Genomic DNA, 20,727 nt, shown 5'->3' with positions numbered 1-20,727 from the left:
CTGTACTGTACCTTCCTTTCAATCAGACTCTTCTGCGCTTTGGTGGACGGCATCCATTATGAGGAACCGGTGTAACGTCACGAATTGATACCACATCAATACCACATGCTGCGATAGCACGGATAGCTGCTTCTCTGCCTGATCCTGGTCCTTTTACGAACACATCTACATTCTTAAGGCCATGAGGAAGGGCTGCCTTTGCTGCAGTCTCTGCTGCAACCTGAGCCGCGTATGGAGTAGACTTTCTTGAGCCTCTGAAGCCAAGTCCACCTGCTGAAGCCCAGCTTAATGCATTGCCCTGAGCATCTGTTATTGTAACAATAGTGTTATTGAATGATGCCTGAATATGTACCTGGCCATGCTCAACGTTTTTTCTCTCACGTCTCTTTGGAGACTTCTTTACTGCTTTAGCCATTATATTTACCTTTCTATCATTACTTCTTCTTATTTGCTACAGTTCTCTTAGGTCCCTTGCGTGTGCGCGCATTGGTCTTTGTCTTCTGTCCTCTCACAGGAAGTCCCTTTCTGTGACGGATACCTCTGTAGCAGCCAATCTCCTGAAGACGCTTGATATTAAGCGCTGTATCACGGCGAAGATCTCCTTCGACAAGAAGTCCCTCCTGGTCGATAACGTCAGAAATCTTCTTCACGTCATCATCTGTAAGGTCCTTTACTCTGATGTCAGGATCAACTCCTGCCTTAGTAAGAAGATCCGTAGCTGTGACTCTGCCAATACCATAGATATAGGTAAGTCCGATCTCTATTCTCTTTTCTCTCGGTAAATCTACACCTGCGATTCGAGCCATGTGTATTTACTCCTTATCTGTATAATCCCTCCGGACATCTCCGGAGCCTGTTTCTAATGATATAAAGCTGACAGCTCCGGTGTCCCGGCCTGAAATGTGTGTCAGCCTTCAAATGACATCGACCCTTCCGTATATGATATGAAGGATCAAGCTCCCCGGTATGTATGGGAGCGATGCTTGTGTCCCGCATTGCGGAACCATTTGAATGTATTTATGTACTGATGAGAAGTGCTCTCACTTCTCATCTATCAGCCGCCATATAATACATCACAATGCGACAGGGGCGCATCAGCCCTGTCTCTGTTTGTGCTTAGGGTTCTCGCAGATAATGCGGATCTTACCCTTCCTCTTGATGACCTTGCACTTCTCGCACATAGGCTTAACTGAGGATCTGACCTTCATATGAACGACTCCTTTCTTTGATTTGTAGGTTAGAGGTGTGGGGTATGAGTATATGATTCATCCATCACCAGCTCACAATACACCATCTGATTTTTGGGCGCAAAAAACGTCCGTGTAATATTATACTCGGACGTTTGAAAAGATGCAATATGTTTCATGTTTTTTTACTAGAACAATTTGTCAGAGAAAGTGGTTAAACCTAAGGGGCAGGGGTTAGTGTGTAAATCTGATTTACACACCAGACCCTGAACCCCGGGCCATCCATTACTTGTCTCTCCAGATTATCCTTCCCTTGGACAGATCATAGGGACTCATCTCTATCGTCACCTTGTCCCCCGGAAGGATACGGATATAATTCATGCGAAGCTTTCCGCTTATATGAGCAAGAATCTGATGTCCATTCTCGAGCTCAACAGAAAACATAGCATTTGGAAGCTTCTCGATAACTCTGCCTTCTACTTCAATAACATCTGCTTTTGACATTCATTACTCCTTAGCCTGTTTTGTAATCAGGCCTTCGTATATCTTTATCACTCTCTTGATCAGCAGATCAGTCAGATCATTTTCTCCGTCAAGTACTTCATCTACTTCCGCAGGAATTTTTCTGATCAGCTGAAGATGTATATTTTTCTTCTTTTTGGGTCTTGCTATTGTCTTTGTAACTCCATTTGCAAGAAAAGAGAATTCCTTTTCAGAACGGACTATCACATATAGCTGCCCCTTGTCGTGACCTGCCAGAGAGCGTCCCATCAGCAGTGTCATATCAGTCAAGTACCTCTTCAATCATTGAAAAGACCTGGTCAAGAGGCTGGGTTCCATCAACCTGGTCGAGAATCCCTGCCTTTTTATAATAATCAATAAGCGGCTGAGTCTTCTGATGATAAACACTAAGGCGTTCCTGAACTGTCTGTGGCTTGTCATCTTCTCTTATCGTAAGCTTTCCACCGCAATTATCGCAGATCCCCTCTGTCTTCGGAGGAGCACTTATAATATGATAGGTCGCACCGCAGTTAAGGCAGGCGCGTCTGCCTCCCATTCTCTTAACGATATTCTGGTCAGGAACCTCTATGTCGATCGCATGATCGATGCTTTCTCCGTCCTTATCCAGAGCTGCGTCAAGAGCCTTGGCCTGAGGTATTGTACGCGGAAAACCATCGAGGACAAAGCCGTTTTTGCAGTCATCCTGATGGATCCTGTCAACAACGAGATCGCAGGTCAGTTCATCAGGTACAAGTGCTCCCTTGTCCATGAACTCCTTTGCTTTCTTTCCAAGCTCTGTCCCGTTCTTGATATTTGCACGGAAAATATCTCCCGTGCTTATGTGCGGGATGCCATATTTCTCAGCTATCTTAATAGCCTGAGTTCCCTTTCCGGCACCCGGAGCGCCAAGCATGATTATTTTCATAGTTTATAATCCTCCTGTTTTAGGGGTTAGGGGATAGGGGTTAGGGGTTAGTTAATTACTATACCCTATACCCTATATCCTATATCCTTAGTCACTTAAGAAGCCCTTGTAGTTTCTAACCATCATAGCACCCTCGATCTGCTTGAGCGTCTCGACTACTACACCCACAACGATGATGATCGATGTGCCTCCGAATGATACGTTGGCATTTGTGAGACCATTAAGGATTATCGGAAGCAGTGATACTATTGTAAGACCGATAGCTCCAATGAATATCACGCTATTGAGTACAGACTGGAGATAGTCGCTAGTAGGCTTTCCTGGTCTGATACCTGGAACGAACCCGCCGCTTTTCTTCATATTGTCCGCAATCTCAAGCGGATTAAAGGTTATCGAGGTGTAGAAATATGCGAATGCTATAAGTAGCAGGACATATACCGCAGCACCGATAGTATAGAACCAGTTGGACGGTGTAAACCAGTGGCTCTCAGAAAGCATGTTAAGGATCGTATATCCGGCTCCCTTACCGTTTGACTTTCCTGCAAGAGCAGCAATTATAACTGGTGTCTGCATCAGAGACTGTGCAAAGATGACAGGAATAACTCCGCCTGTATTTACCTTAAGAGGAATGTACGAGCTGCTTGCGTTAGAAAATGAAGCCCTGCCGTTTGATGAAAGCTTTCTTGAATACTGTACAGGAATTCGTCTCTCTGCGCACTGAAGGATAACGACAAGTACGACGATACCGACTATTATTGCAGCAATTATCACTCCGATAAGGATACCTCTGGCAATCGTCTGTCCCTTTATGAACTGATTGAACAGAGTTGTCACATCCTGAGGAAGTCTTGATACTATGTTGATCACAAGTACTATTGAGATACCGTTTCCGACACCCTTTCTCGTGATTTCTTCACCAATCCACATAAGTGCTGTTGCTCCTGCTGTCAGTGCTACTACAAGCATCAGCACATACCAGAATGTAAAGTGTGACAGGTATCCGCTGCGTCCGAATCCAACTGCCAGCGCAACGGCCTCCATTACTGAAAGGCCGATCGTCACATATCTGGTTATACGGTTTAATTTCTTTCTTCCATCCTCACCGTCTCTCTGCATTTCCTCAAGCTTCGGGAACGAAATCGTCAGTAGCTGAATAATAATGGAAGACGTAATGTATGGCGTGATGCTAAGAGCAAACACAGACATCTGCTCGAATGATCCACCTGTGATCGCATTGAAGAAGTTCAGTGAATCTCCCACATTTCCAAACAGCTGGTTGAACGCATTCTCACTTACACCCGGAACCGGGAGCTGTGATCCGATTCGTACAACGATAAGCATCAGGAATGTGAAGAAGAGTCTCGTTCTGATCTCCTTGATCTTGAATGCATTACGAATAGTGCGAAACATCAGATCACCTCTGCTTTTCCACCTAAGGCTTCAATCTTTTCCTTAGCGCTCTTTGAAAATGCGTTTACCTTGACATCAAGCTTCTTTGTAAGCTCACCATTGCCAAGGATCTTTACTCCGTCAGCTGCCTTGCTGATAACGCCGTTCTCAAGGAGCTTTTCTACTGTGACCTCGTCTCCGTCATTGAACTTGTCTTCAAGAGCAGAAACATTGATCGCTACGATTTCCTTTGTATTGATATTCTTAAAGCCGCGCTTTGGAAGACGACGGAATAAAGGCATCTGTCCACCTTCAAATCCGAGTCTTACACCGCCGCCTGAACGAGCCTTCTGACCCTTCTGCCCCTTACCGGCAGTCTTGCCATTTCCTGAACCGTGTCCGCGTCCTTTTCTGAAGTTATTGCTCTGCTTTGATCCTTCAGCTGGTCTTAAGCTGGATAAATCCATTCTGGCACCTCCTTATTCTATATTAGATTTTTTCTACCTTTACAAGATGAGCAACCTTGCGAACTGCGCCAAGAGTGGCTGCAGTATTAGGAAGCTCATTTGACTGCCCTACTTTATGAAGGCCAAGAGCCTCCACAACCTTCTTGTTCTTTGGTACAGCTCCGATAGGGGATTTAACGAGTGTTACCTTTACCTTATCTGCCATTTTATCCTCCTAACTTATGCCAGAACTTCCTCAACAGTCTTGCCGCGAAGCTTTGCAACCTCTTCTGGGGACTTAAGCTCTCTTAATGCATCTATTGTTGCAAGTACAACATTCTGCTTGTTTGAAGAACCAAGTGACTTGGTACGGATATTTGTGATTCCTGCAAGCTCGCATACACTACGTGCCGGACCACCTGCGATAATTCCAGTACCTTCCGGAGCCTTCTTTAAGAGAATTGATGCACCTGTGTGCTTTCCGATTATATCATGAGATATACTGTGATTCTCGTCTAAAGCTACAGTTACCATAGCCTTCTCAGCAGCTTCCTTACCCTTTCTGATGGCTTCAGGAATCTCTGCTGCTTTTCCAAGGCCAGCACCAACACGTCCGTTATGATCGCCTACTACCACGAGAGCAGTGAAACGCATGTTACGTCCGCCTTTTACAACCTTGGTAACTCGCTTGATTGAGACTACATTATCGTCGAATTCATTTTCAGCGCGCTCATCATTATTACGTCTCATCTAATGCTTCCTCCTTAAAAATCCAGTCCGGCTTCTCTGGCTGCGTCAGCTAAAGCCTTTACCTTGCCGGCGTAAATATATCCGCCTCTGTCGAAGACTACCTGCTTGATGCCGGCATCTACGGCTCTCTTGCCGATCACTGAACCAAGCTTCTCAGCTGCTGATACATCATTTGTCTTCTTGAGATCAGCATTTACTTCCTTGTCAAGTGTGGAAGCTGATACTAAGGTCTTGCCCACCTCATCATCGATGATCTGTACATACATATGATTGTTGCTGCGGAACACAGACATACGCGGTCTTTCTGCTGTACCGGAAAGAGTGTGGCGAAGTCTTCTGTGCTTGGTTTCACGAACTAATGCTCTTGATTTCTTGCTTACCATGATCTTGCCTCCTTAGTTATTTCTTACCGGTCTTTCCAACCTTACGACGGATAACCTCATCAGCGTACTTGATTCCCTTACCCTTATATGGCTCAGGTCTCTTCTTGTCTCTGATTTCAGCTGCGTACTGTCCGACCTTTTCTTTATCGATACCCTTGATCGTAATATTGTTTCCGTCAAGAACTGACTCAACCCCTTCAGGATCTGTCATCTCTACCGGATGTGAAAATCCGAGATGAAGTGTAAGGTTCTTACCCTTCTTCTCTGCTCTGAAACCAACTCCGTTGATCTCAAGCTTCTTCTCAAAGCCCTCAGTAACTCCAAGTACCATATTCTGGATAAGGCTTCTTGTAAGTCCGTGAAGAGACTTCATCTTTTTCAGATCATTTGGTCTTGAAACGGTAACGCAAGAGTCCTCTACCTTGATTGTCATCTCCTGCGGAAGAGTCTTCTCAAGTGTACCCTTTGGACCTTTTACCGTCACATGATTATTTTCTGCAACATCTACAGTAACTCCTGCAGGTATTGCGATTGGCATTCTTCCTATACGTGACATGCCCGTACCTCCTATAAATGGGTTAGTGATTTGTTATCAGGTAATTGAGGTGCGAGGTGCGAGGGAAAAGGGTATAGATAAATCATTATTTACCTCTTTCCCAAAACCTCTGACCGTAAACTCAATCTTACCAAACGAACGCTAATACTTCTCCGCCAACCTGCTCCTTACGAGCCTGCTTGTCGGTGATGATTCCTTTATTTGTTGAAAGGATAGCGATTCCGAGTCCACCGAGGACCTGAGGGATGTCATCCTTTCCAGCGTAGATTCTAAGACCAGGCTTACTGATCCTTCTGAGACCTGTGATGATACGATCCTTCTTGCTTCCTGTATACTTCATGGAAATACGGATATCCTTGAAGGTTCCGTTGTCTACAAGCTCGTACTTCTCTATATATCCCTCATCTACAAGGATGTCAGCTATTGCGACCTTGATCTTGGAAGCAGGGATATCTACTGTATCATGTTTCGCAGTGTTGGCGTTACGGATTCTCGTAAGCATATCTGCGATAGGATCTGTCATTGTCATGATATGTTTTCCTCCTAAATATTGTCTGCGTTCTGAATTACCATGATGCTTTTCTTACGCCAGGTATCTCACCCTTGTAAGCAAGCTCTCTGAAGCAGACTCTGCAGATGCCGTACTTACGAAGTACAGAGTGCGGACGGCCGCAGATCCTGCAGCGTGTGTATGCTCTTGTAGAGTACTTAGGCTTACGCTGCTGCTTTACTTTCATTGATGTCTTAGCCATGTTTTCCTCCTGATTACTTAGCGAACGGCATTCCGAACAGACGAAGAAGCTCTCTTGCCTCCTCATCGGTCTTAGCTGTTGTAACAAAAATGATATCCATTCCTCTTACCTTGTCGACCTTATCATATTCGATCTCAGGGAAAATGATCTGCTCCTTGATTCCGAGAGCATAGTTTCCTCTTCCATCGAATGAGTTGGCATTGACACCGCGGAAGTCACGTACACGAGGAAGCGCAAGATTTACAAGTCTGTCGAGGAAATCATACATCTTGTCGCCACGAAGAGTGGTCTTGCATCCGATTCCCATTCCCTCACGGATCTTGAAGTTTGCGACTGAGTTCTTGGCTCTGGTGATTACTGCATGCTGACCAGTGATAGCTTCCATATCAGCTATAGCAGAATCTAAAAGCTTCTGGTTCTCCTTTGCCTCACCAACACCCATATTGACTACGATCTTTACGAGCTTAGGAACCTCCATAGGGTTCTTGTAGCCGAACTTCTCTGTCATTGCGGAAGCAATCGTATTCTTGTATTCATCTTTTAATCTGCTCACGATTCAACCTCCTTAGTCAATATTCTCTCCGGTAGCCTTTGCGAAACGGACCTTCTTGTCTCCGTCCATCCTAAAGCCTACACGAGTAGTCTTGTTATTTACGAGGAGCATAACATTGGAGATAGCGATCGGAGCTTCCTGCTCAACGATGCCTCCCTGCTGATTGGTCATATTAGGCTTCACATGCTTCTTTACCATGTGAACACCCTCAACGGTGATTCTCTGTTTCTTAGGATCTACAGCGATGACCTTACCCTCAGCGCCCTTGTCAGCGCCGGCAATTACACGTACTGTGTCACCCTTTCTTATCTTAAGTGATGCCATCGGTTTCCTCCTTAAAGCGTCTCAGGAGCAAGTGAAACGATCTTCATAAACTGCTTATCACGAAGCTCTCTTGCTACCGGTCCAAAAATACGGGTTCCCTTCGGAGTCTTGTCATCCTTGATGATAACAGCTGCGTTGTCGTCAAACTTGATGTATGAGCCATCGTTACGATGAACACCCTTTACGGTACGTACGATAACTGCCTTTACGACATCACCCTTCTTGACAACTCCACCGGGTGTTGCATCTTTAACAGAAGCAACTACTATATCTCCGATACTGGCATATCTCCTGGTTGATCCGCCCATGACACGGATTGTGAGGAGCTCCTTGGCACCAGTATTGTCAGCAACCTTTAATCTGGTCTCCTGCTGTACCATAATGATTCCTCTCTTTCTTTACTTAGCACGCTCAATTATCTCAACGAGTCTCCATCTCTTGTCCTTTGACAGAGGTCTGGTCTCCATTACGCGAACTGTGTCGCCCTCGTGAGCTGCATTCTCTTCGTCATGAGCCTTCAGCTTGTATGTTCTTTTTACGATCTTGCCGTAGAGCGGATGTCTGACATTGTCTCTGACTGCGACCGTAATCGTCTTGTTCATCTTATCAGAAACCACAACACCGGTACGGGTCTTTCTTAGATTTCTCTCTTCCATCTGGTTATCCTTTCACAATTTAGGTCCTGATCACTGATTGTTGATCTGAGTCAGAACGGTCTGAATGCGGGCGATATTGTGACGCACCTCTCTGATCCTGCTTGTGTTCTCAAGCTGATTAGTCGCATTCTGGAATCTTAAATTGAAAAGCTCTTTCTTTGCATCTACAAGCTTTGCTGAAAGCTCATCGGCAGACTGCCCTTTTAACTCTTCAAGAAAATCCTTAGTTTTCATTAGCTTCACCGCCTTCTAAACCTTCACGTGCGACGATCTTGCATCTGCATGGAAGCTTATGCCCGGCAAGTCGCAGTGCTTCTTTTGCTACTTCCTCTGGTACTCCTGTGATCTCAAAAAGGACTCTGCCTGGCTTAACAACTGCTACCCAGTAATCAAGAGCGCCCTTTCCTGAACCCATTCGTGTCTCAGCTGGCTTAGCTGTAACCGGATGATCAGGGAAAACCTTGATGAATACCTTACCACCACGTTTTACATATCTTGTCATAGCTACACGGGCAGCCTCAAGCTGATTGCTCTTTATCCAGCAAGGATCGAGACTTACGAGACCGTAATCACCCTGTGTGACTTTATTTCCACGTAAAGCTTTTCCTGCGAGAGTTCCACGGAACTGCTTACGATGCTTTACTCTCTTCGGCATTAACATATCAGTTTCTACCTCCTTCTTCAGCAGTCTTCTTCTTTGATGGAAGAACCTCACCCTTGTAGATCCAGACCTTTACTCCTACCTTACCGTAGGTTGTATCTGCTTCTGCGAATCCATAATCAATATCTGCACGCATTGTCTGAAGAGGGATAGTTCCTTCGTTGTAAGACTCTGACCTGGCGATATCTGCTCCACCAAGACGTCCTGAGCAGGTTGTCTTGATTCCCTGGATACCTGACTTCATAGCCCTTGTGATGCAGCTCTTCATTGCACGACGGAAAGCAACACGACCCTCGAGCTGGGAAGCGATATTCTCAGCAACAAGCTGTGCATCCTTGTCCGGACGCTTAACTTCCTTAACGTCTATAACGAGCTTCTTGTCTGTAAGCTTCTGAAGCTGCTTCTTTACTTCCTCGATCTCAGCTCCGCCCTTACCGATCACGATACCAGGCTTTGCTGTGTATACTACGACCTTTACTCTGTCGCTGGCTCTCTCTATATCGATCTTTGAGACACCTGCTGAATAGAGCTTCTTCTTGAGGAATTCACGGATCTTGTGATCCTCAACAAGGTAATCAGCGAAATCATTGCCCTCAGCATACCACTTGGAATCCCAGTCATTGATAACGCCGACTCTTAACCCATGCGGATTAACTTTCTGTCCCATTGTATTCCTCCTTATTTCTCATCCAGTACGATCGTGATGTGGCTCATTCTTTTCTCAATCCTGTATGCACGGCCCTGAGCTCTAGGCTGGATCCTCTTTAATGTAGGTCCCTTGTTTGCATAGCACTCTGCTATATAGAGATCGTCCTTCTTGAGTCCGTTATTATTCTCTGCGTTTGCAATTGCTGAACGAAGAAGCTTCTCGATAACGCTTGAAGCATATCTTGGATTGTACATAACAATTGCGAGAGCCGTATCAACATCCTTACCACGGATCGCATCAAGTACGAAGCAAGCCTTGGTTACTGACATTCTTGCATAAGAAAGCTTAGCAGTGGCCCTAGTATCTTTCTGTTCATTTCTCTCACGCTTGATCTGGGTTCTATGTCCCTTAGCCATGATTGAAATCCTCCTTTCGTCTTATTACCTTGCGCCTGTCTTTTTCTCGTCCTTGCCGTGGCCCCTGTATGTACGGGTAGCTACGAACTCACCGAGCTTATGGCCTACCATATCCTCTGTAACATATACCGGGACATGCTTTCTGCCATCATGGACAGCGATCGTATGTCCTACGAATGAAGGGAAGATCGTGGAACGGCGGGACCAGGTCTTTATGACCGACTTATCTCCGGATGCGTTCATAGCATCGATCTTCTTTAATAAACTCTCATCGGCAAATGGTCCTTTTTTAAGTGAACGTGCCATAAATTCCTCCTTACTTTAATCCCTTACCGTTTCTTCTTCTTACAATAAGCTTGTTGGAAGCCTTATGCTTGTTTCTGGTCTTGAGACCAAGAGCTGGCTTACCCCAAGGTGTAGAAGGACCTGGACGTCCAACTGGTGCCTTACCTTCACCACCGCCGTGTGGATGGTCGTTAGGGTTCATGACAGATCCACGAACTGTAGGTCTGATTCCCATATTTCTCTTACGACCTGCTTTACCGATCTTTACCAGTGAGTGATCACCGTTTCCGATTACTCCGATCGTTGCGCGGCACTCAAGAAGCACAAGTCTCATCTCTCCTGATGGAAGACGAAGGGTTGCGTATTTTCCTTCCTTAGCCATCAGCTGAGCTGCATTTCCTGCTGCACGGACCATCTGTCCGCCCTTTCCAGGATAAAGCTCAATGTTGTGTACCATGGTACCGATAGGGATCTTTGAAAGAGGAAGGCAGTTTCCTACGCGAACCTCTGCGTTCTCTCCGCTCATGACTGTCATTCCATCTGTAAGTCCCTGCGGAGCAAGGATGTATGACTTTGCTCCATCTGCATAGCAGATAAGAGCGATATTTGCTGTACGGTTAGGATCGTACTCGATTCCTATTACCTTTGCAGGGATATCATCCTTTCTTCTCTTGAAGTCGATGATCCTGTATTTCTGACGATTGCCGCCGCCATGGTGTCTTACTGTGATCTTACCCTGGTTGTTACGGCCTGAATTCTTCTTCTTTACATCCAGTAATGACTTCTCTGGTGTCTTCTTCGTGATCTCTGCGAAATCAGAGCCAGTCATGTTTCTTCTGGAAGGTGTATATGGGTTATATGACTTGATGCCCATGTATTCTCCTTTCGGTTGTTTTGTTGTCACTCTTTGCTGAGTATAGGCAGGTGTGAGGTATGAGGTGTGAGGTGTCCGGTGCGAGATCCGATAAGATCAATCCGCTTGCCTCTCACCTCTCACCTCCGACCTCTCACCTTTAAAGACTCGAGAATAACTCGATATCCTTCGAATCCTCTGTGAGCTTTACGATTGCTTTCTTTGTAGCTGCGGTCTTTCCAAATGTCATTCCGCGGCGCTTGTTCTTGCCCTTGCTGTTGATCGTATGAACGCTCTCGACCTTTGCTCCCTCGAACATCTTCTCAACTGCGTCCTTGATCTGGAACTTGTTGGCGTCTGTATGAACTAAGAAGGTGTACTTCCTGTCACTCATGCCGGCCATTGACTTCTCTGTAACTACCGGCCTGATGATGACATCGTAATAATTAACTGTTGCCATTATGCGTAAGCCTCCTCAATCTTCTTTGCCGAATCCTTTGTGAGGATAACTGTTCCATACTTTAAAGCATCATATACGCTTATGGATCCGGTCTGTGTAGTCTTAACTGTCGGGATATTCTTAGCTGAAGCTGTAACTACATCATCCTTCTCAGGAAGGATAACATATGCTCCGTCAAGTCCGAGATTCTTAAGGATCTCTGCGAATCTCTTTGTCTTGATCTCGTCAAGCTTAAGCTCATCAAGAACAACAAGCTTGTTCTCATTTACCTTGTCGGTAAGGACTGACTTTAATGCTCCTGCCTTTTCCTTCCTGTTCATCTTGAAGGAATAGTCTCTAGGAACCGGTGCGAATACCATTCCGCCGCCTGTCCACTGCGGAGCTCTTGTCGATCCCTGTCTGGCATGGCCTGTGCCCTTCTGTCTCCATGGCTTTCTTCCACCACCGGAAACCTCAGAACGGGTCTTGGCCTTCTGTGTTCCCTGGCGCTTGTTGGCAAGCTGACTTACAACTGCCATATGTACCAGATGCTCATTGACTTCTACTCCGAATACGGCATCTGAAAGGTCTATTGTTCCGACTTCCTGGCCGTCCATATTCTTAACTGTTACTGTAGCCACGTGAAAGTTCCTCCTTTCCTTATGCCTTTACTGATTCCTTGATCGTAACAAGTGACTTCTTAGGTCCCGGAACTGATCCCTTTACAAGGATAAGGTTCTGGTCAGCGTCAACCTTTACGACCTCAAGGTTCTGTGTTGTTATCTTTACTGCGCCCATATGTCCAGGCATTCCCTTGCCCTTGAATACTCTCGAAGGAGTAGAGCAGGAACCGTTTGATCCCTGATGGCGATGGAACTTTGAACCATGAGCCATAGGTCCTCTGTGCTGTCCTAATCTCTTTACAGCACCCTGGAAACCTTTACCCTTTGATGTAGCAGTGACATCTACCTTGTCACCTGCTGCAAAGATATCAGCCTTGATCTCCTGTGCGAGCTGATAGTCTGCACAGTTGTCGAATCTGAACTCTCTGACATAGCGCATCGGCGCAACGCCCGCCTTGTCGAAGTGTCCCTTCTCGGCCTTATTCACTCCATGACGATGAGCAACGCTCTTCTTGCCGGCAGCATCCTTTGTGACTACCTTCTCCTTCTTCTCTTCGAAGGCAACCTGCACTGCCTCGTATCCGTCATTCTCAACGGTCTTGATCTGAGTGACCTTGCAAGGTCCTGCGAGTAATACTGTAACCGGGATAAGATCCCCGTTCTCGCCGAAGATCTGTGTCATTCCGATCTTCGTAGCTAAAATAGCTTTTGTCATAATAAATCCTTTCTACAGCGGAGCGCGTGGAGCGGCAGGGATTAGAATACTTTTTACCCTAAGGCCTAAGACCTATGCTCTTTTCTCACGCTCATACTAGATAAATAGTTGCTATCAAGTGAAAAATCAGGCTGATCTTACTTATTCTTCATCTTGATATCGATATATACACCTGCCGGCATCTCAAGACGTGAAAGTGAATCAACGATCTTCTGTGTCGGTGTCAGGATATCGATCAGTCTCTTGTGAGTTCTCTGCTCGAACTGCTCTCTGGAATCCTTATACTTGTGAACTGCACGAAGGATGGTAACTACCTCCTTCTTGGTCGGAAGAGGTACCGGTCCGGAAACCTCTGCTCCGCTCTTCTTTACAGTCTCAATGATCTTCTTGGCTGATGAATCCACAAGCTCGTGGTCATAAGCCTTCAGGGTGATTCTCATTACCTGTGTTGCCATAAAAAAAGCCGCCTCCTATATCGGACTTTCAAATAAAGTCGGACAAGTGGTGACTGTACACATTGCCGGGCGTGTCCTACCTATCAGAACTACCCGTCCGCATAATATGCGGTCTGTTAAACTGTACAGTGACTTGTCGCCAGTTTCCTAACTTGACATTCGCTCCACGGAAAAACCTGCCATAGGCTGCTTACGTCAGCTTGGGCAGCAACCTCACGCTTCATAGCTATCATGTCACAGCAGTTGATATTTTACACGGATTTCGGGGATAATGCAAGGTGGTTTTTGTTCTTTTTAGGGTACAATTCCCCTAAACCATACCCTGCCGCTCGCTCCGCACGGCAGGACAAGTCCAGTCTGCTTCACTGGGAGGCCCACCTCGTCAGCTTCCACACAGGCTCCGAGATTTTCTAAAGCACTGCCAAGCATATAGTGGAGCACAGCCGGCTGAAGCCCGGTCGTGTAGGAGTTTACAAGGAAGAAAAGCGGATCTTCTGAAAGGATCTTCCTGCAGTCGCAGATCAGAGGATATATCTTTTCCTCTATCTTCCAGATCTCTCCCTTCGGTCCGCGTCCATATGAAGGAGGGTCCATTATTATCCCATCATAATGATTGCCTCGGCGGATCTCCCTTTCGACAAACTTCATGCAGTCGTCGACAAGCCATCTGATCGGGGCATCGGAAAGTCCGGATGAGGCCGCATTCTCATGTGCCCAGGTCACCATGCCCTTTGATGCATCGACATGGGTCACTGCAGCGCCCGACATCGCAGCAGCCACAGTAGCGCCGCCCGTGTATGCAAAAAGATTTAGCACCTTTATCTGTCTGCCCGGGTCCTTCTTTTTTGCCTCTCTTATAATAGAAGAAAACCATTCCCAGTTGGCTGCCTGCTCCGGAAAAAGTCCGGTATGCTTGAAGGAAAACGGCTTCAAATGAAAGGTCAGCTTTCCGGCCGGGAGCGGATAATTGATAGTCCATTCCTTTGGAAGATCAATGAACTCCCAGCTTCCGCCGCCCTTGCTGCTCCTGTGATAAATTGCATTGACCTTTTTCCATTCGCGGCCCCTGGGTGTATTCCAGATGACCTGCGGATCCGGGCGCTCGAGGATATATTTCCCCCAGCGCTCGAGTTTTTCTCCTGATGAGGTATCTAATACCTGATAGTCATTCCATCTGTCTGCAAGATACATCTCTTACTCCACATCCGGTATCTGATCCAAAAGCTCAAGAGAATGCTCCTCGACCATCTGATCGCACATATCAAGGAAAACATCAAGAGGCACATCGTTAAGCTGCTTGTTGCTCCCGCGAAGGTTTATGGAAACCGTGCGGTTCTCCTTTTCCTTATCCCCTAAGACAAGGATATAAGGATCCTTGTAATTCTTGAAGTTCTTGATCTTGTTCTTCATGTTGGCCTCAGAATAATCAGCCTCTACGCGGATCCGGTTCTTTCTAAGAAGAGACTCGACCTCCCTGGCATAGTCATTATGCTCCTCACGGATAGGCACTATACCTACCTGATATGGTGAAAGCCAGAACGGGAAGGCTCCCTTGAAGTTCTCGATCAGGATTCCGATGAAACGCTCCATCGAACCGAAGATGGCTCTGTGGATCATGACAGGTCTCTTTATCGTGGAGTCTGCAGCGGTATACTTCATATCGAAGTTCAGCGGGAGCTGGAAGTCGAGCTGAATCGTACCCATCTGCCACTCTCTGCCGAGAGCATCCTTCATCTTGAGGTCGATCTTCGGGCCGTAGAAGGCACCATCGCCCTCGTTTATCTCATAGTTGCCTGCTCCGTAGGTCTTTTCGAGGATATCCTTGAGGTCCGCCTCTGCCTTGTCCCATACCTCGATGTCGCCCATATAGTCATCTGGTCTGGTAGAAAGCTCCGCCTTGTAGGTAAGTCCGAAGGTCCCGTAGATCTCTGTCGCGATATCCATGATATCCTTGATCTCCGAAGCAATCTGATCCTCGGTCACGAGGGTGTGGGCATCATCCTGTCTGAACATCTGAACGCGGAAGAGACCGTTCAGCTCGCCGGATTTCTCCTTTCTGTGGATGACATCGACCTGGTTGATACGGAGAGGAAGCTCCCTGTATGAACGGGCCTTGTTCATATATACCTTGATCGCATTCGGGCAGTTCATAGGCTTTAAGGCGTAGGTGTCATTATCATCCTCTCCCGGTATCACGAACATGCCGTCCTGATAGTGTGCCCAGTGTCCTGATGTAACCCAGAGCTCCTTTTTAGATACTACAGGTCCTGATATCTCCTGATAGCCGTGAGCGTCATGGATTCCTCTCCAGAAATCCAGAAGAGCGTTAAACACCTTCCATCCTCTCGGAAGCCAGTATGGCATACCCGGTGCTGTCTCATCGAACATGAACAGGTCAAGCTGAGGTCCCAGCTTCTTATGATCTCTCTCCTTTGCCTCGCGGATTAAGGCCTTGTGCTCCTTGAGCTGCTGCTTGTCCGGGAAGGCATAGGCATAGACACGGGTCAGGCTGTCATTGTGCTCATCGCCTCTCCAGTAAGCGCCTGATACACTTCTTATCTCAAATGCAGCGCTCATAAGCTCCTGTGAATTGTCCACATGAGGTCCACGGCAGAGATCCACATAGTCATCGCCCGTATAGTAGACAGTGATCTTTTCATCCTCAGGCAGGTCCTTTATAAGCTCAGTCTTATACTTCTGGTCCCTGAAGAGATCTAAGGCCTCCTGCTTTGAGACCTCCTTTACGCTCCAGTCCTCACGGCGCTTGATGATCTCCCTCATCTTGTCCTCGATCTTCTTGAAATCAGCCTCCTGGATAGAGACTCCCTCAGGCAGGGCGAAATCATAGTAGAATCCATCTGCTATCTGAGGTCCTATTGCATACTGCACATCCTTTCCATAAAGCTCAATAACAGCCTTTGCCATGATGTGAGCGAGAGAATGACGATAAACTTCCAGATACTTTTCCTTATCCATAGGTTCCTTTCTTTCCGGGACATAAAAAAGTCCCGGACATTACAAAAACAACTGTAATGCACGGGACGTAAATTCGATAAAATATACGCGGTTCCACCCTGCTTGCTGCCGGTAAAGACAGCCACTCATCAGACTGTAACGGAGTCACCGTACCCGATTAAGGGTCACTCAGAGATGGTCTTCACAGACTGCCTCAACAGAATACTTTCATCCACATGTATTCCTCTCTGGGAAGAAGCCTGACTGCTACTCTTCTCTTCAACGCTTTATTCGCCACATATAATATTACAATTTTTGCACCTTGTAAAGTCTTTTTATAAAAGTTTCACAGGCTTTTCATGATGCCTTTTTTCCAACATAAGCAAGAGGAACTGTGACATTGTCCACATCTTCCTTCTCTGCTGAGGTCGATTCATCAGAGCTGTAGGCAAGAGTTGCACTGTCATACATTGTCGGATCGGTAGGAAGGCTTCCTATACCACTTGCTCCGAATGTAGAGATATGCATCAGTCCAAGTCCCTTTGAGGAGATCTGTGAAGCAGAGGTCCCAAGAGCCTTAAGCGGAATGGTCATCAGATAGAAGGTATCCTTTGACTTGTCATGGCCTAAGCTGTTGAAGTCAACAACAGTTCCTGTTCCGTCAAGGAACTGGTCAGGTGTAAGGCCTGTGTATCCATTTCCATTGATTCCATAGATATGGGATGAAAGGCTTACTCCTCTGTATGATTTATAGCTGATCCCGGCCTTCTTGAAGCCGACGCAGTTGGCATCATAGTTGAAATCGCCGTCGCTTCCTGTCGTAAACAGAGCCGGAGTTCCGTTGGTATTCTTCGATGAGAAGCATGCAAGTGCCGTGATCGGTGTGGTGAAGTCTACATTCAGCCCCCATACCTTTCCGCCATTGCCGGAGAGATTTCCAGAAGAAACCTTCTGACCTGGCACATAGAAGGCAAGCATCTGAGGGAGATCCCCGTTATCCGGATATCCATTATCGCTGTTCGGATAGCCCTGCTCAGGAGCGGAAACGTCAGCGACATTTACATACTGCCATCCAACATAGAGATTGGTATCATCATAGGCCGCATACAGAGCATAATCATCATAGACAGGTCCCTCGTGAGCTCCTCTGAAGGTCCTTGGATCGTCATTTGCAGCTCCCTGAGCAATTATATCAGAGTCTGTAAAGTCAGACGGGCTTGTGATAGTCTTCTTTGATCCGAAGCCATTGGAGTTTGTGGAGTAAAGCTTTGTCTTTACAGCCTCAGTTTTCTGACCACTGGTCTGGTTATTGCCAGATGTATTGCCTGTAGTGCTTCCGGTATTGTTTTCTGACTTGTTACTGGTATCGTTCTTTACAGTATCGTTCTTGCTGGTGCTTGTGTCCTTCGATGTATTATTGTTCTTCTTCTGGTCAGCGCTTATAGCCTTGATGTTCTTTGACTTGATGCCGGCCTTCTTGAAGAGCTTCCTGTATGCCTTTGCATTTGCCTTAGGCACGAGGACCATCACAGACTTATTGACCTTCCTGAAGGAGCTTGTCTTTACGGTCTTAAGGGCTGTTGAGTTTACAACCACCTGCTTTAGCTTGCTGCAGCCGTAGAATGCCTTATTACCTATAGAAGTAACATTCTTTCCGATAGCTACTGCTGTCATTGTCTTCTGTCTTGCGAAGGCCTTGTTTCCGATAGAGGTAACATCATACTTAGCTCCATCGATCGTTACTGTATCAGGAACGACTATCTTCTTTGGATTCTCGACGAAGCACTCTGAATACTCTACTGTATTCTTATCTCCTACAGCTGTTACTGTATAAACCGCATTCTCAGTCGTAAGCTCATCGCCTACTTCTGCGGTATCAGAGTCGTCTCCCTCTATGTCCTCGTAGTTGATATCAAAGATATCGCCATCGGTATCGTCTCCGGTCTTACCGCTGTTTTCGTCGGTCTTTCCTGTATTATCGTCTTTCTTTCCCGTTTCCTCGGTCTTCTTTTCAACAGCCTTCCATGATGAAGCATCTATTGAGCTGAGTGCATATGAGCCACTGCTGTAGTCAAGTCCGTCCCGATCTCCCTGATGGGCAGGGAACTGCTGACTTCCGTTTGTGAAAATTACCTTTACCGACTTTCCGGAGAGATTTGAAGGTACATTGGTTGCATATACATCCTTGCAGTTTACCGTTCCGACCTTTGTCATGGCTACTCCAGGCCAGTCGCTATTCTTATTATTCGTATCGTTGCTGTCATAGAGATATGCCTTTATATCTCCTGACCAGTTATCGTTATTTACGAAGTAGATATTGTATGATCCGTCGATCACAGAGGAAGTATCAGTCGTATGGCTGCCAGTATTTCCACTGTCCGTCTTTCCGGAATCAGTCTTTCCTTGGTCTCCTGTATTTCCAGAACCGCCTGTGCTGCTTGTCTTGTAAAGGAATGCAGCTGTCGATCCTCCTATGGATCCCTTGAGCTTCCCATTCTGTACAGTAAATGTATTCCTGCTTACTGTATCAATATAAGATCCGTCAGAAAGCTTTGTCGAAACATCGACAGAGGTATTTCCGCCGCCGTTTACTAAAGCGACTCCCTTTGATCCTCTCTCGATCATCACGAGATTATTGTTGCCTGTAGGATTCGAAATGTTCTGTCCCTGACCAACCATTGCGTTTCTGAAAAAGTTCGCGCACTTTACTATAGTGCTCTTAAACTCATCATTTCCCTTGGCGCCAAGGACGTTATTTCCCCAGTAGTTGCCGGATGATCCATTGGATCCGTCAGGTCTTGAGAAGAAGAGAGGAGTTCCGTTCTTCTGTGCGGCAAGGATGGCCCAGCCGAGCTCGATCTGCTTGTCTGTAAGTCTTGCAGACTCGTGATTGTTGCAGTAGGTATCGTGAGACTCAACCCAGGTAACGGCCTTTGATGTGTCGCTTACCTGCATGTTCTTAAGGTTCCAGTCAGAGAAATTATTGCTTGAAACTGCACTTCTGATAGTGCCGCCATAGTTCGAGGCAGTCATCGACAGGTACTTCTGGTACTCGTCCTGAGGGACATTATCTCCCTGCAGCACCTCTCCATAGATGAAGAGATCTGAAGCATCGAACCTGGTTCCGTGCTTGTTGGCTTCCTTTCCTGTGACAAGAGGCCAGAAGTTATTGGTCCAGCCCTTCTGGCTCGTGTACTCGTCCTTAGGATCGGATGGAACACCTATATGCTTGGCTGTATCATAACGCATTCCGTCGCAGCCGTCCTTAACGAGCTCCTTTAAGTACTTCACGAAATAATCCTGGAAGCCAGGGTTCTCTGTATTTACATCAGGAAGTCCGCCCATCTCTCCGGTCGTGCACTCATAGCGGTTGCCCCACTGGGTGATCTTATTAAAGCCGTTCTTATGATAGAGTCCGCCAGCTACGCCTTTTCCACCGCCTGCTGCATTGATCAGATTCTGTGATACATCATTAAGCCTTGGTGTCGTGTGGTTAGGGATTACATCTACTATGACCTTGATCCCGTACTTGTCAGCCTCGGCGCACATATCCTTGAAGTCCTGCTCGCTTCCCAGCTGATAGTTGCCGATAGTCCAGTCTGTAGGCTGGTACTGCCACCACCAGCATCCATCCGTTCCGTTCGTCTGGTCATTACCCATAAGCTTCATAGTAGGATAAGCATTGACACAGGCGTTGGCAGGTGAGGTCTGTACTGTTGAGAAACCAGCTGCTGCTATGTCCTTCATGTTGGCCTTTATAGTCTTGAATGACCAGCACCAGGCATGGAGAATGGTTCCATCAACTGTGTTAGTTGCAAGATTATTCTCCCTGGCCTCTGCATCTGTAGCATGTGTCCTGGATGCAGGAGTCGCTGCATATGTCCTTACAGCGTAAAATCCGGTCTGAGGTGAAACGAACGTGAACGCACAGGCTGCCGCTATGATGGCTGACAGCATCCTTCTTTTCTGATTCTTCATTTATATGTCCCTTTCATAAAATAATACCTCTGCTACAGCCAAAACCCCGCTGCAGCAGCCCCGCAGGACTGATTTTTACGCCCTCCTTCTGCAGTACCAGCGCAGACCGGACGTCTCCATATGATTTGTGTCGATTTAAAGACGCCCATGTTAAATCTTTCTTAAATCATACTTGCACAGGCCATTATAATCAATGACAATTTTCTTAGATTCATGTTTATTTTTTGCGAAAATTCCCGGATGATTTTCGGATGACGGCCAATTAAAGTATTTTAA

31 protein-coding genes are annotated in these 20,727 nt (G+C 46.5%); all 31 read right to left on the bottom strand.

The features are described from left to right. Positions 1-22: 22 nt before the first annotated feature. Complete coding sequence (gene rpsK, locus ACTNCK_RS02615) at positions 23-415, bottom strand: 30S ribosomal protein S11 (RefSeq protein WP_441080815.1); 393 nt, start codon at positions 413-415, stop codon at positions 23-25. A gap of 19 nt (positions 416-434) precedes the next feature. Further along, a complete protein-coding gene (gene rpsM, locus ACTNCK_RS02610; protein WP_441080814.1) occupies positions 435-806 on the bottom strand; it encodes a 30S ribosomal protein S13 in 372 nt (123 codons plus the stop codon). Positions 807-1,094: 288 nt separating this feature from the next. Next, positions 1,095-1,208, bottom strand: a complete 114-nt coding sequence (rpmJ, locus tag ACTNCK_RS02605; protein WP_089903634.1) for a 50S ribosomal protein L36 — start codon at positions 1,206-1,208, stop codon at positions 1,095-1,097. 264 nt (positions 1,209-1,472) lie between these two features. Beyond that, positions 1,473-1,691, bottom strand: coding sequence for a translation initiation factor IF-1 (gene infA, locus ACTNCK_RS02600; RefSeq protein WP_441080813.1), 219 nt, complete (start codon positions 1,689-1,691; stop codon positions 1,473-1,475). Positions 1,692-1,694: 3 nt separating this feature from the next. After that, positions 1,695-1,970, bottom strand: a complete 276-nt coding sequence (locus ACTNCK_RS02595) for a KOW domain-containing RNA-binding protein (RefSeq protein WP_441080812.1) — start codon at positions 1,968-1,970, stop codon at positions 1,695-1,697. A gap of 1 nt (position 1,971) precedes the next feature. After that, a complete protein-coding gene (locus ACTNCK_RS02590; RefSeq protein ID WP_441080811.1) occupies positions 1,972-2,613 on the bottom strand; it encodes an adenylate kinase in 642 nt (213 codons plus the stop codon). Between the two features lie 87 nt (positions 2,614-2,700). Next, a complete protein-coding gene (secY, locus tag ACTNCK_RS02585; protein ID WP_441080810.1) occupies positions 2,701-4,023 on the bottom strand; it encodes a preprotein translocase subunit SecY in 1,323 nt (440 codons plus the stop codon). Beyond that, positions 4,023-4,469, bottom strand: a complete 447-nt coding sequence (rplO, locus tag ACTNCK_RS02580; protein ID WP_441080808.1) for a 50S ribosomal protein L15 — start codon at positions 4,467-4,469, stop codon at positions 4,023-4,025. The genes secY and rplO overlap by 1 nt, the downstream gene beginning before the upstream one ends. A 22-nt stretch (positions 4,470-4,491) precedes the next feature. Then, positions 4,492-4,674, bottom strand: a complete 183-nt coding sequence (gene rpmD / locus ACTNCK_RS02575; RefSeq protein WP_441080807.1) for a 50S ribosomal protein L30 — start codon at positions 4,672-4,674, stop codon at positions 4,492-4,494. A gap of 14 nt (positions 4,675-4,688) precedes the next feature. Further along, complete coding sequence (rpsE, locus tag ACTNCK_RS02570) at positions 4,689-5,198, bottom strand: 30S ribosomal protein S5 (protein WP_441080805.1); 510 nt, start codon at positions 5,196-5,198, stop codon at positions 4,689-4,691. 14 nt (positions 5,199-5,212) lie between these two features. Continuing rightward, entirely contained in the window at positions 5,213-5,581 is a 369-nt protein-coding gene (gene rplR / locus ACTNCK_RS02565; RefSeq protein WP_441080804.1) for a 50S ribosomal protein L18, read from the bottom strand. A gap of 16 nt (positions 5,582-5,597) precedes the next feature. Next, positions 5,598-6,137, bottom strand: coding sequence for a 50S ribosomal protein L6 (rplF, locus tag ACTNCK_RS02560; RefSeq protein WP_441080803.1), 540 nt, complete (start codon positions 6,135-6,137; stop codon positions 5,598-5,600). 127 nt (positions 6,138-6,264) lie between these two features. Further along, entirely contained in the window at positions 6,265-6,666 is a 402-nt protein-coding gene (rpsH, locus tag ACTNCK_RS02555; RefSeq protein ID WP_441080802.1) for a 30S ribosomal protein S8, read from the bottom strand. Positions 6,667-6,703: 37 nt separating this feature from the next. Further along, positions 6,704-6,889 (bottom strand): type Z 30S ribosomal protein S14, encoded by a 186-nt coding sequence (locus tag ACTNCK_RS02550; protein WP_441080801.1) that lies wholly within the window; start codon positions 6,887-6,889, stop codon positions 6,704-6,706. A gap of 13 nt (positions 6,890-6,902) precedes the next feature. Next, the gene (gene rplE / locus ACTNCK_RS02545; RefSeq protein ID WP_441080800.1) at positions 6,903-7,442 is read right to left on the bottom strand and encodes a 50S ribosomal protein L5; all 540 of its coding nucleotides are present in this window, start codon (positions 7,440-7,442) and stop codon (positions 6,903-6,905) included. Positions 7,443-7,454: 12 nt separating this feature from the next. Then, positions 7,455-7,766, bottom strand: a complete 312-nt coding sequence (gene rplX, locus ACTNCK_RS02540) for a 50S ribosomal protein L24 (RefSeq protein WP_441080799.1) — start codon at positions 7,764-7,766, stop codon at positions 7,455-7,457. An 11-nt stretch (positions 7,767-7,777) separates the two neighbouring features. Beyond that, positions 7,778-8,146, bottom strand: coding sequence for a 50S ribosomal protein L14 (gene rplN, locus ACTNCK_RS02535; protein WP_441080798.1), 369 nt, complete (start codon positions 8,144-8,146; stop codon positions 7,778-7,780). An 18-nt stretch (positions 8,147-8,164) separates the two neighbouring features. After that, positions 8,165-8,422: a 30S ribosomal protein S17 gene (rpsQ, locus tag ACTNCK_RS02530; RefSeq protein ID WP_441080797.1), complete on the bottom strand. Its 258-nt coding sequence runs from the start codon at positions 8,420-8,422 to the stop codon at positions 8,165-8,167. Between the two features lie 30 nt (positions 8,423-8,452). Next, the gene (rpmC, locus tag ACTNCK_RS02525) at positions 8,453-8,656 is read right to left on the bottom strand and encodes a 50S ribosomal protein L29 (protein WP_441080796.1); all 204 of its coding nucleotides are present in this window, start codon (positions 8,654-8,656) and stop codon (positions 8,453-8,455) included. Then, positions 8,646-9,083: a 50S ribosomal protein L16 gene (gene rplP / locus ACTNCK_RS02520; RefSeq protein ID WP_441080795.1), complete on the bottom strand. Its 438-nt coding sequence runs from the start codon at positions 9,081-9,083 to the stop codon at positions 8,646-8,648. The genes rpmC and rplP overlap by 11 nt, the downstream gene beginning before the upstream one ends. A gap of 1 nt (position 9,084) precedes the next feature. After that, positions 9,085-9,750, bottom strand: coding sequence for a 30S ribosomal protein S3 (gene rpsC / locus ACTNCK_RS02515; RefSeq protein ID WP_441080794.1), 666 nt, complete (start codon positions 9,748-9,750; stop codon positions 9,085-9,087). 11 nt (positions 9,751-9,761) lie between these two features. After that, positions 9,762-10,148, bottom strand: coding sequence for a 50S ribosomal protein L22 (gene rplV / locus ACTNCK_RS02510; protein WP_441080793.1), 387 nt, complete (start codon positions 10,146-10,148; stop codon positions 9,762-9,764). A 24-nt stretch (positions 10,149-10,172) separates the two neighbouring features. Then, positions 10,173-10,454: a 30S ribosomal protein S19 gene (gene rpsS / locus ACTNCK_RS02505; RefSeq protein WP_441080792.1), complete on the bottom strand. Its 282-nt coding sequence runs from the start codon at positions 10,452-10,454 to the stop codon at positions 10,173-10,175. 10 nt (positions 10,455-10,464) lie between these two features. Continuing rightward, positions 10,465-11,307 carry a 50S ribosomal protein L2 gene (gene rplB / locus ACTNCK_RS02500; protein ID WP_441080791.1) on the bottom strand — a complete coding sequence of 281 codons (843 nt, stop codon included), beginning with the start codon at positions 11,305-11,307 and terminating at the stop codon, positions 10,465-10,467. Between the two features lie 139 nt (positions 11,308-11,446). Further along, entirely contained in the window at positions 11,447-11,746 is a 300-nt protein-coding gene (rplW, locus tag ACTNCK_RS02495; protein ID WP_441080790.1) for a 50S ribosomal protein L23, read from the bottom strand. Next, a complete protein-coding gene (rplD, locus tag ACTNCK_RS02490) occupies positions 11,746-12,366 on the bottom strand; it encodes a 50S ribosomal protein L4 (RefSeq protein ID WP_441080789.1) in 621 nt (206 codons plus the stop codon). Before rplD ends, rplW begins: the two co-directional genes overlap by 1 nt. Positions 12,367-12,385: 19 nt before the next feature. Then, the gene (gene rplC / locus ACTNCK_RS02485; protein WP_441080788.1) at positions 12,386-13,063 is read right to left on the bottom strand and encodes a 50S ribosomal protein L3; all 678 of its coding nucleotides are present in this window, start codon (positions 13,061-13,063) and stop codon (positions 12,386-12,388) included. Positions 13,064-13,200: 137 nt separating this feature from the next. Next, the gene (gene rpsJ / locus ACTNCK_RS02480) at positions 13,201-13,518 is read right to left on the bottom strand and encodes a 30S ribosomal protein S10 (RefSeq protein WP_441080787.1); all 318 of its coding nucleotides are present in this window, start codon (positions 13,516-13,518) and stop codon (positions 13,201-13,203) included. A 294-nt stretch (positions 13,519-13,812) separates the two neighbouring features. Beyond that, the gene (locus ACTNCK_RS02475) at positions 13,813-14,709 is read right to left on the bottom strand and encodes a class I SAM-dependent methyltransferase (RefSeq protein WP_441080786.1); all 897 of its coding nucleotides are present in this window, start codon (positions 14,707-14,709) and stop codon (positions 13,813-13,815) included. Between the two features lie 3 nt (positions 14,710-14,712). Then, complete coding sequence (thrS, locus tag ACTNCK_RS02470; RefSeq protein WP_441080785.1) at positions 14,713-16,494, bottom strand: threonine--tRNA ligase; 1,782 nt, start codon at positions 16,492-16,494, stop codon at positions 14,713-14,715. A 336-nt stretch (positions 16,495-16,830) separates the two neighbouring features. Then, positions 16,831-20,451: an alpha-amylase family glycosyl hydrolase gene (locus ACTNCK_RS02465; protein WP_441080784.1), complete on the bottom strand. Its 3,621-nt coding sequence runs from the start codon at positions 20,449-20,451 to the stop codon at positions 16,831-16,833. Positions 20,452-20,727: the final 276 nt, after the last annotated feature.

The sequence above is a fragment of the Candidatus Weimeria sp. HCP3S3_B5 genome, from assembly GCF_052064335.1.
Taxonomy (GTDB): Bacteria; Bacillota; Clostridia; order Lachnospirales; family Lachnospiraceae; genus Weimeria.
The sequence above is the reverse complement of the archived record's forward strand: the minus strand, read 5'-3'. Positions and strand labels throughout refer to the sequence as shown.

Excerpts from the sequence above, each read along its gene's own strand:
- rpsK (WP_441080815.1), bottom strand. The coding sequence starts at position 415 with ATGGCTAAAGCAGTAAAGAAGTCTCCAAAGAGACGTGAGAGAAAAAAC.
- rpsM (WP_441080814.1), bottom strand. The coding sequence starts at position 806 with ATGGCTCGAATCGCAGGTGTAGATTTACCGAGAGAAAAGAGAATAGAG.
- rpmJ (WP_089903634.1), bottom strand. The coding sequence starts at position 1,208 with ATGAAGGTCAGATCCTCAGTTAAGCCTATGTGCGAGAAGTGCAAGGTC.
- infA (WP_441080813.1), bottom strand. The coding sequence starts at position 1,691 with ATGTCAAAAGCAGATGTTATTGAAGTAGAAGGCAGAGTTATCGAGAAG.
- ACTNCK_RS02595 (WP_441080812.1), bottom strand. The coding sequence starts at position 1,970 with ATGACACTGCTGATGGGACGCTCTCTGGCAGGTCACGACAAGGGGCAG.
- ACTNCK_RS02590 (WP_441080811.1), bottom strand. The coding sequence starts at position 2,613 with ATGAAAATAATCATGCTTGGCGCTCCGGGTGCCGGAAAGGGAACTCAG.
- secY (WP_441080810.1), bottom strand. The coding sequence starts at position 4,023 with ATGTTTCGCACTATTCGTAATGCATTCAAGATCAAGGAGATCAGAACG.
- rplO (WP_441080808.1), bottom strand. The coding sequence starts at position 4,469 with ATGGATTTATCCAGCTTAAGACCAGCTGAAGGATCAAAGCAGAGCAAT.
- rpmD (WP_441080807.1), bottom strand. The coding sequence starts at position 4,674 with ATGGCAGATAAGGTAAAGGTAACACTCGTTAAATCCCCTATCGGAGCT.
- rpsE (WP_441080805.1), bottom strand. The coding sequence starts at position 5,198 with ATGAGACGTAATAATGATGAGCGCGCTGAAAATGAATTCGACGATAAT.
- rplR (WP_441080804.1), bottom strand. The coding sequence starts at position 5,581 with ATGGTAAGCAAGAAATCAAGAGCATTAGTTCGTGAAACCAAGCACAGA.
- rplF (WP_441080803.1), bottom strand. The coding sequence starts at position 6,137 with ATGTCACGTATAGGAAGAATGCCAATCGCAATACCTGCAGGAGTTACT.
- rpsH (WP_441080802.1), bottom strand. The coding sequence starts at position 6,666 with ATGACAATGACAGATCCTATCGCAGATATGCTTACGAGAATCCGTAAC.
- ACTNCK_RS02550 (WP_441080801.1), bottom strand. The coding sequence starts at position 6,889 with ATGGCTAAGACATCAATGAAAGTAAAGCAGCAGCGTAAGCCTAAGTAC.
- rplX (WP_441080799.1), bottom strand. The coding sequence starts at position 7,766 with ATGGCATCACTTAAGATAAGAAAGGGTGACACAGTACGTGTAATTGCC.
- rplN (WP_441080798.1), bottom strand. The coding sequence starts at position 8,146 with ATGGTACAGCAGGAGACCAGATTAAAGGTTGCTGACAATACTGGTGCC.
- rpsQ (WP_441080797.1), bottom strand. The coding sequence starts at position 8,422 with ATGGAAGAGAGAAATCTAAGAAAGACCCGTACCGGTGTTGTGGTTTCT.
- rpmC (WP_441080796.1), bottom strand. The coding sequence starts at position 8,656 with ATGAAAACTAAGGATTTTCTTGAAGAGTTAAAAGGGCAGTCTGCCGAT.
- rplP (WP_441080795.1), bottom strand. The coding sequence starts at position 9,083 with ATGTTAATGCCGAAGAGAGTAAAGCATCGTAAGCAGTTCCGTGGAACT.
- rpsC (WP_441080794.1), bottom strand. The coding sequence starts at position 9,750 with ATGGGACAGAAAGTTAATCCGCATGGGTTAAGAGTCGGCGTTATCAAT.
- rplV (WP_441080793.1), bottom strand. The coding sequence starts at position 10,148 with ATGGCTAAGGGACATAGAACCCAGATCAAGCGTGAGAGAAATGAACAG.
- rpsS (WP_441080792.1), bottom strand. The coding sequence starts at position 10,454 with ATGGCACGTTCACTTAAAAAAGGACCATTTGCCGATGAGAGTTTATTA.
- rplB (WP_441080791.1), bottom strand. The coding sequence starts at position 11,307 with ATGGGCATCAAGTCATATAACCCATATACACCTTCCAGAAGAAACATG.
- rplW (WP_441080790.1), bottom strand. The coding sequence starts at position 11,746 with ATGGCAACAGTTAATTATTACGATGTCATCATCAGGCCGGTAGTTACA.
- rplC (WP_441080788.1), bottom strand. The coding sequence starts at position 13,063 with ATGACAAAAGCTATTTTAGCTACGAAGATCGGAATGACACAGATCTTC.
- rpsJ (WP_441080787.1), bottom strand. The coding sequence starts at position 13,518 with ATGGCAACACAGGTAATGAGAATCACCCTGAAGGCTTATGACCACGAG.
- ACTNCK_RS02475 (WP_441080786.1), bottom strand. The coding sequence starts at position 14,709 with ATGTATCTTGCAGACAGATGGAATGACTATCAGGTATTAGATACCTCA.
- thrS (WP_441080785.1), bottom strand. The coding sequence starts at position 16,494 with ATGGATAAGGAAAAGTATCTGGAAGTTTATCGTCATTCTCTCGCTCAC.
- ACTNCK_RS02465 (WP_441080784.1), bottom strand. The coding sequence starts at position 20,451 with ATGAAGAATCAGAAAAGAAGGATGCTGTCAGCCATCATAGCGGCAGCC.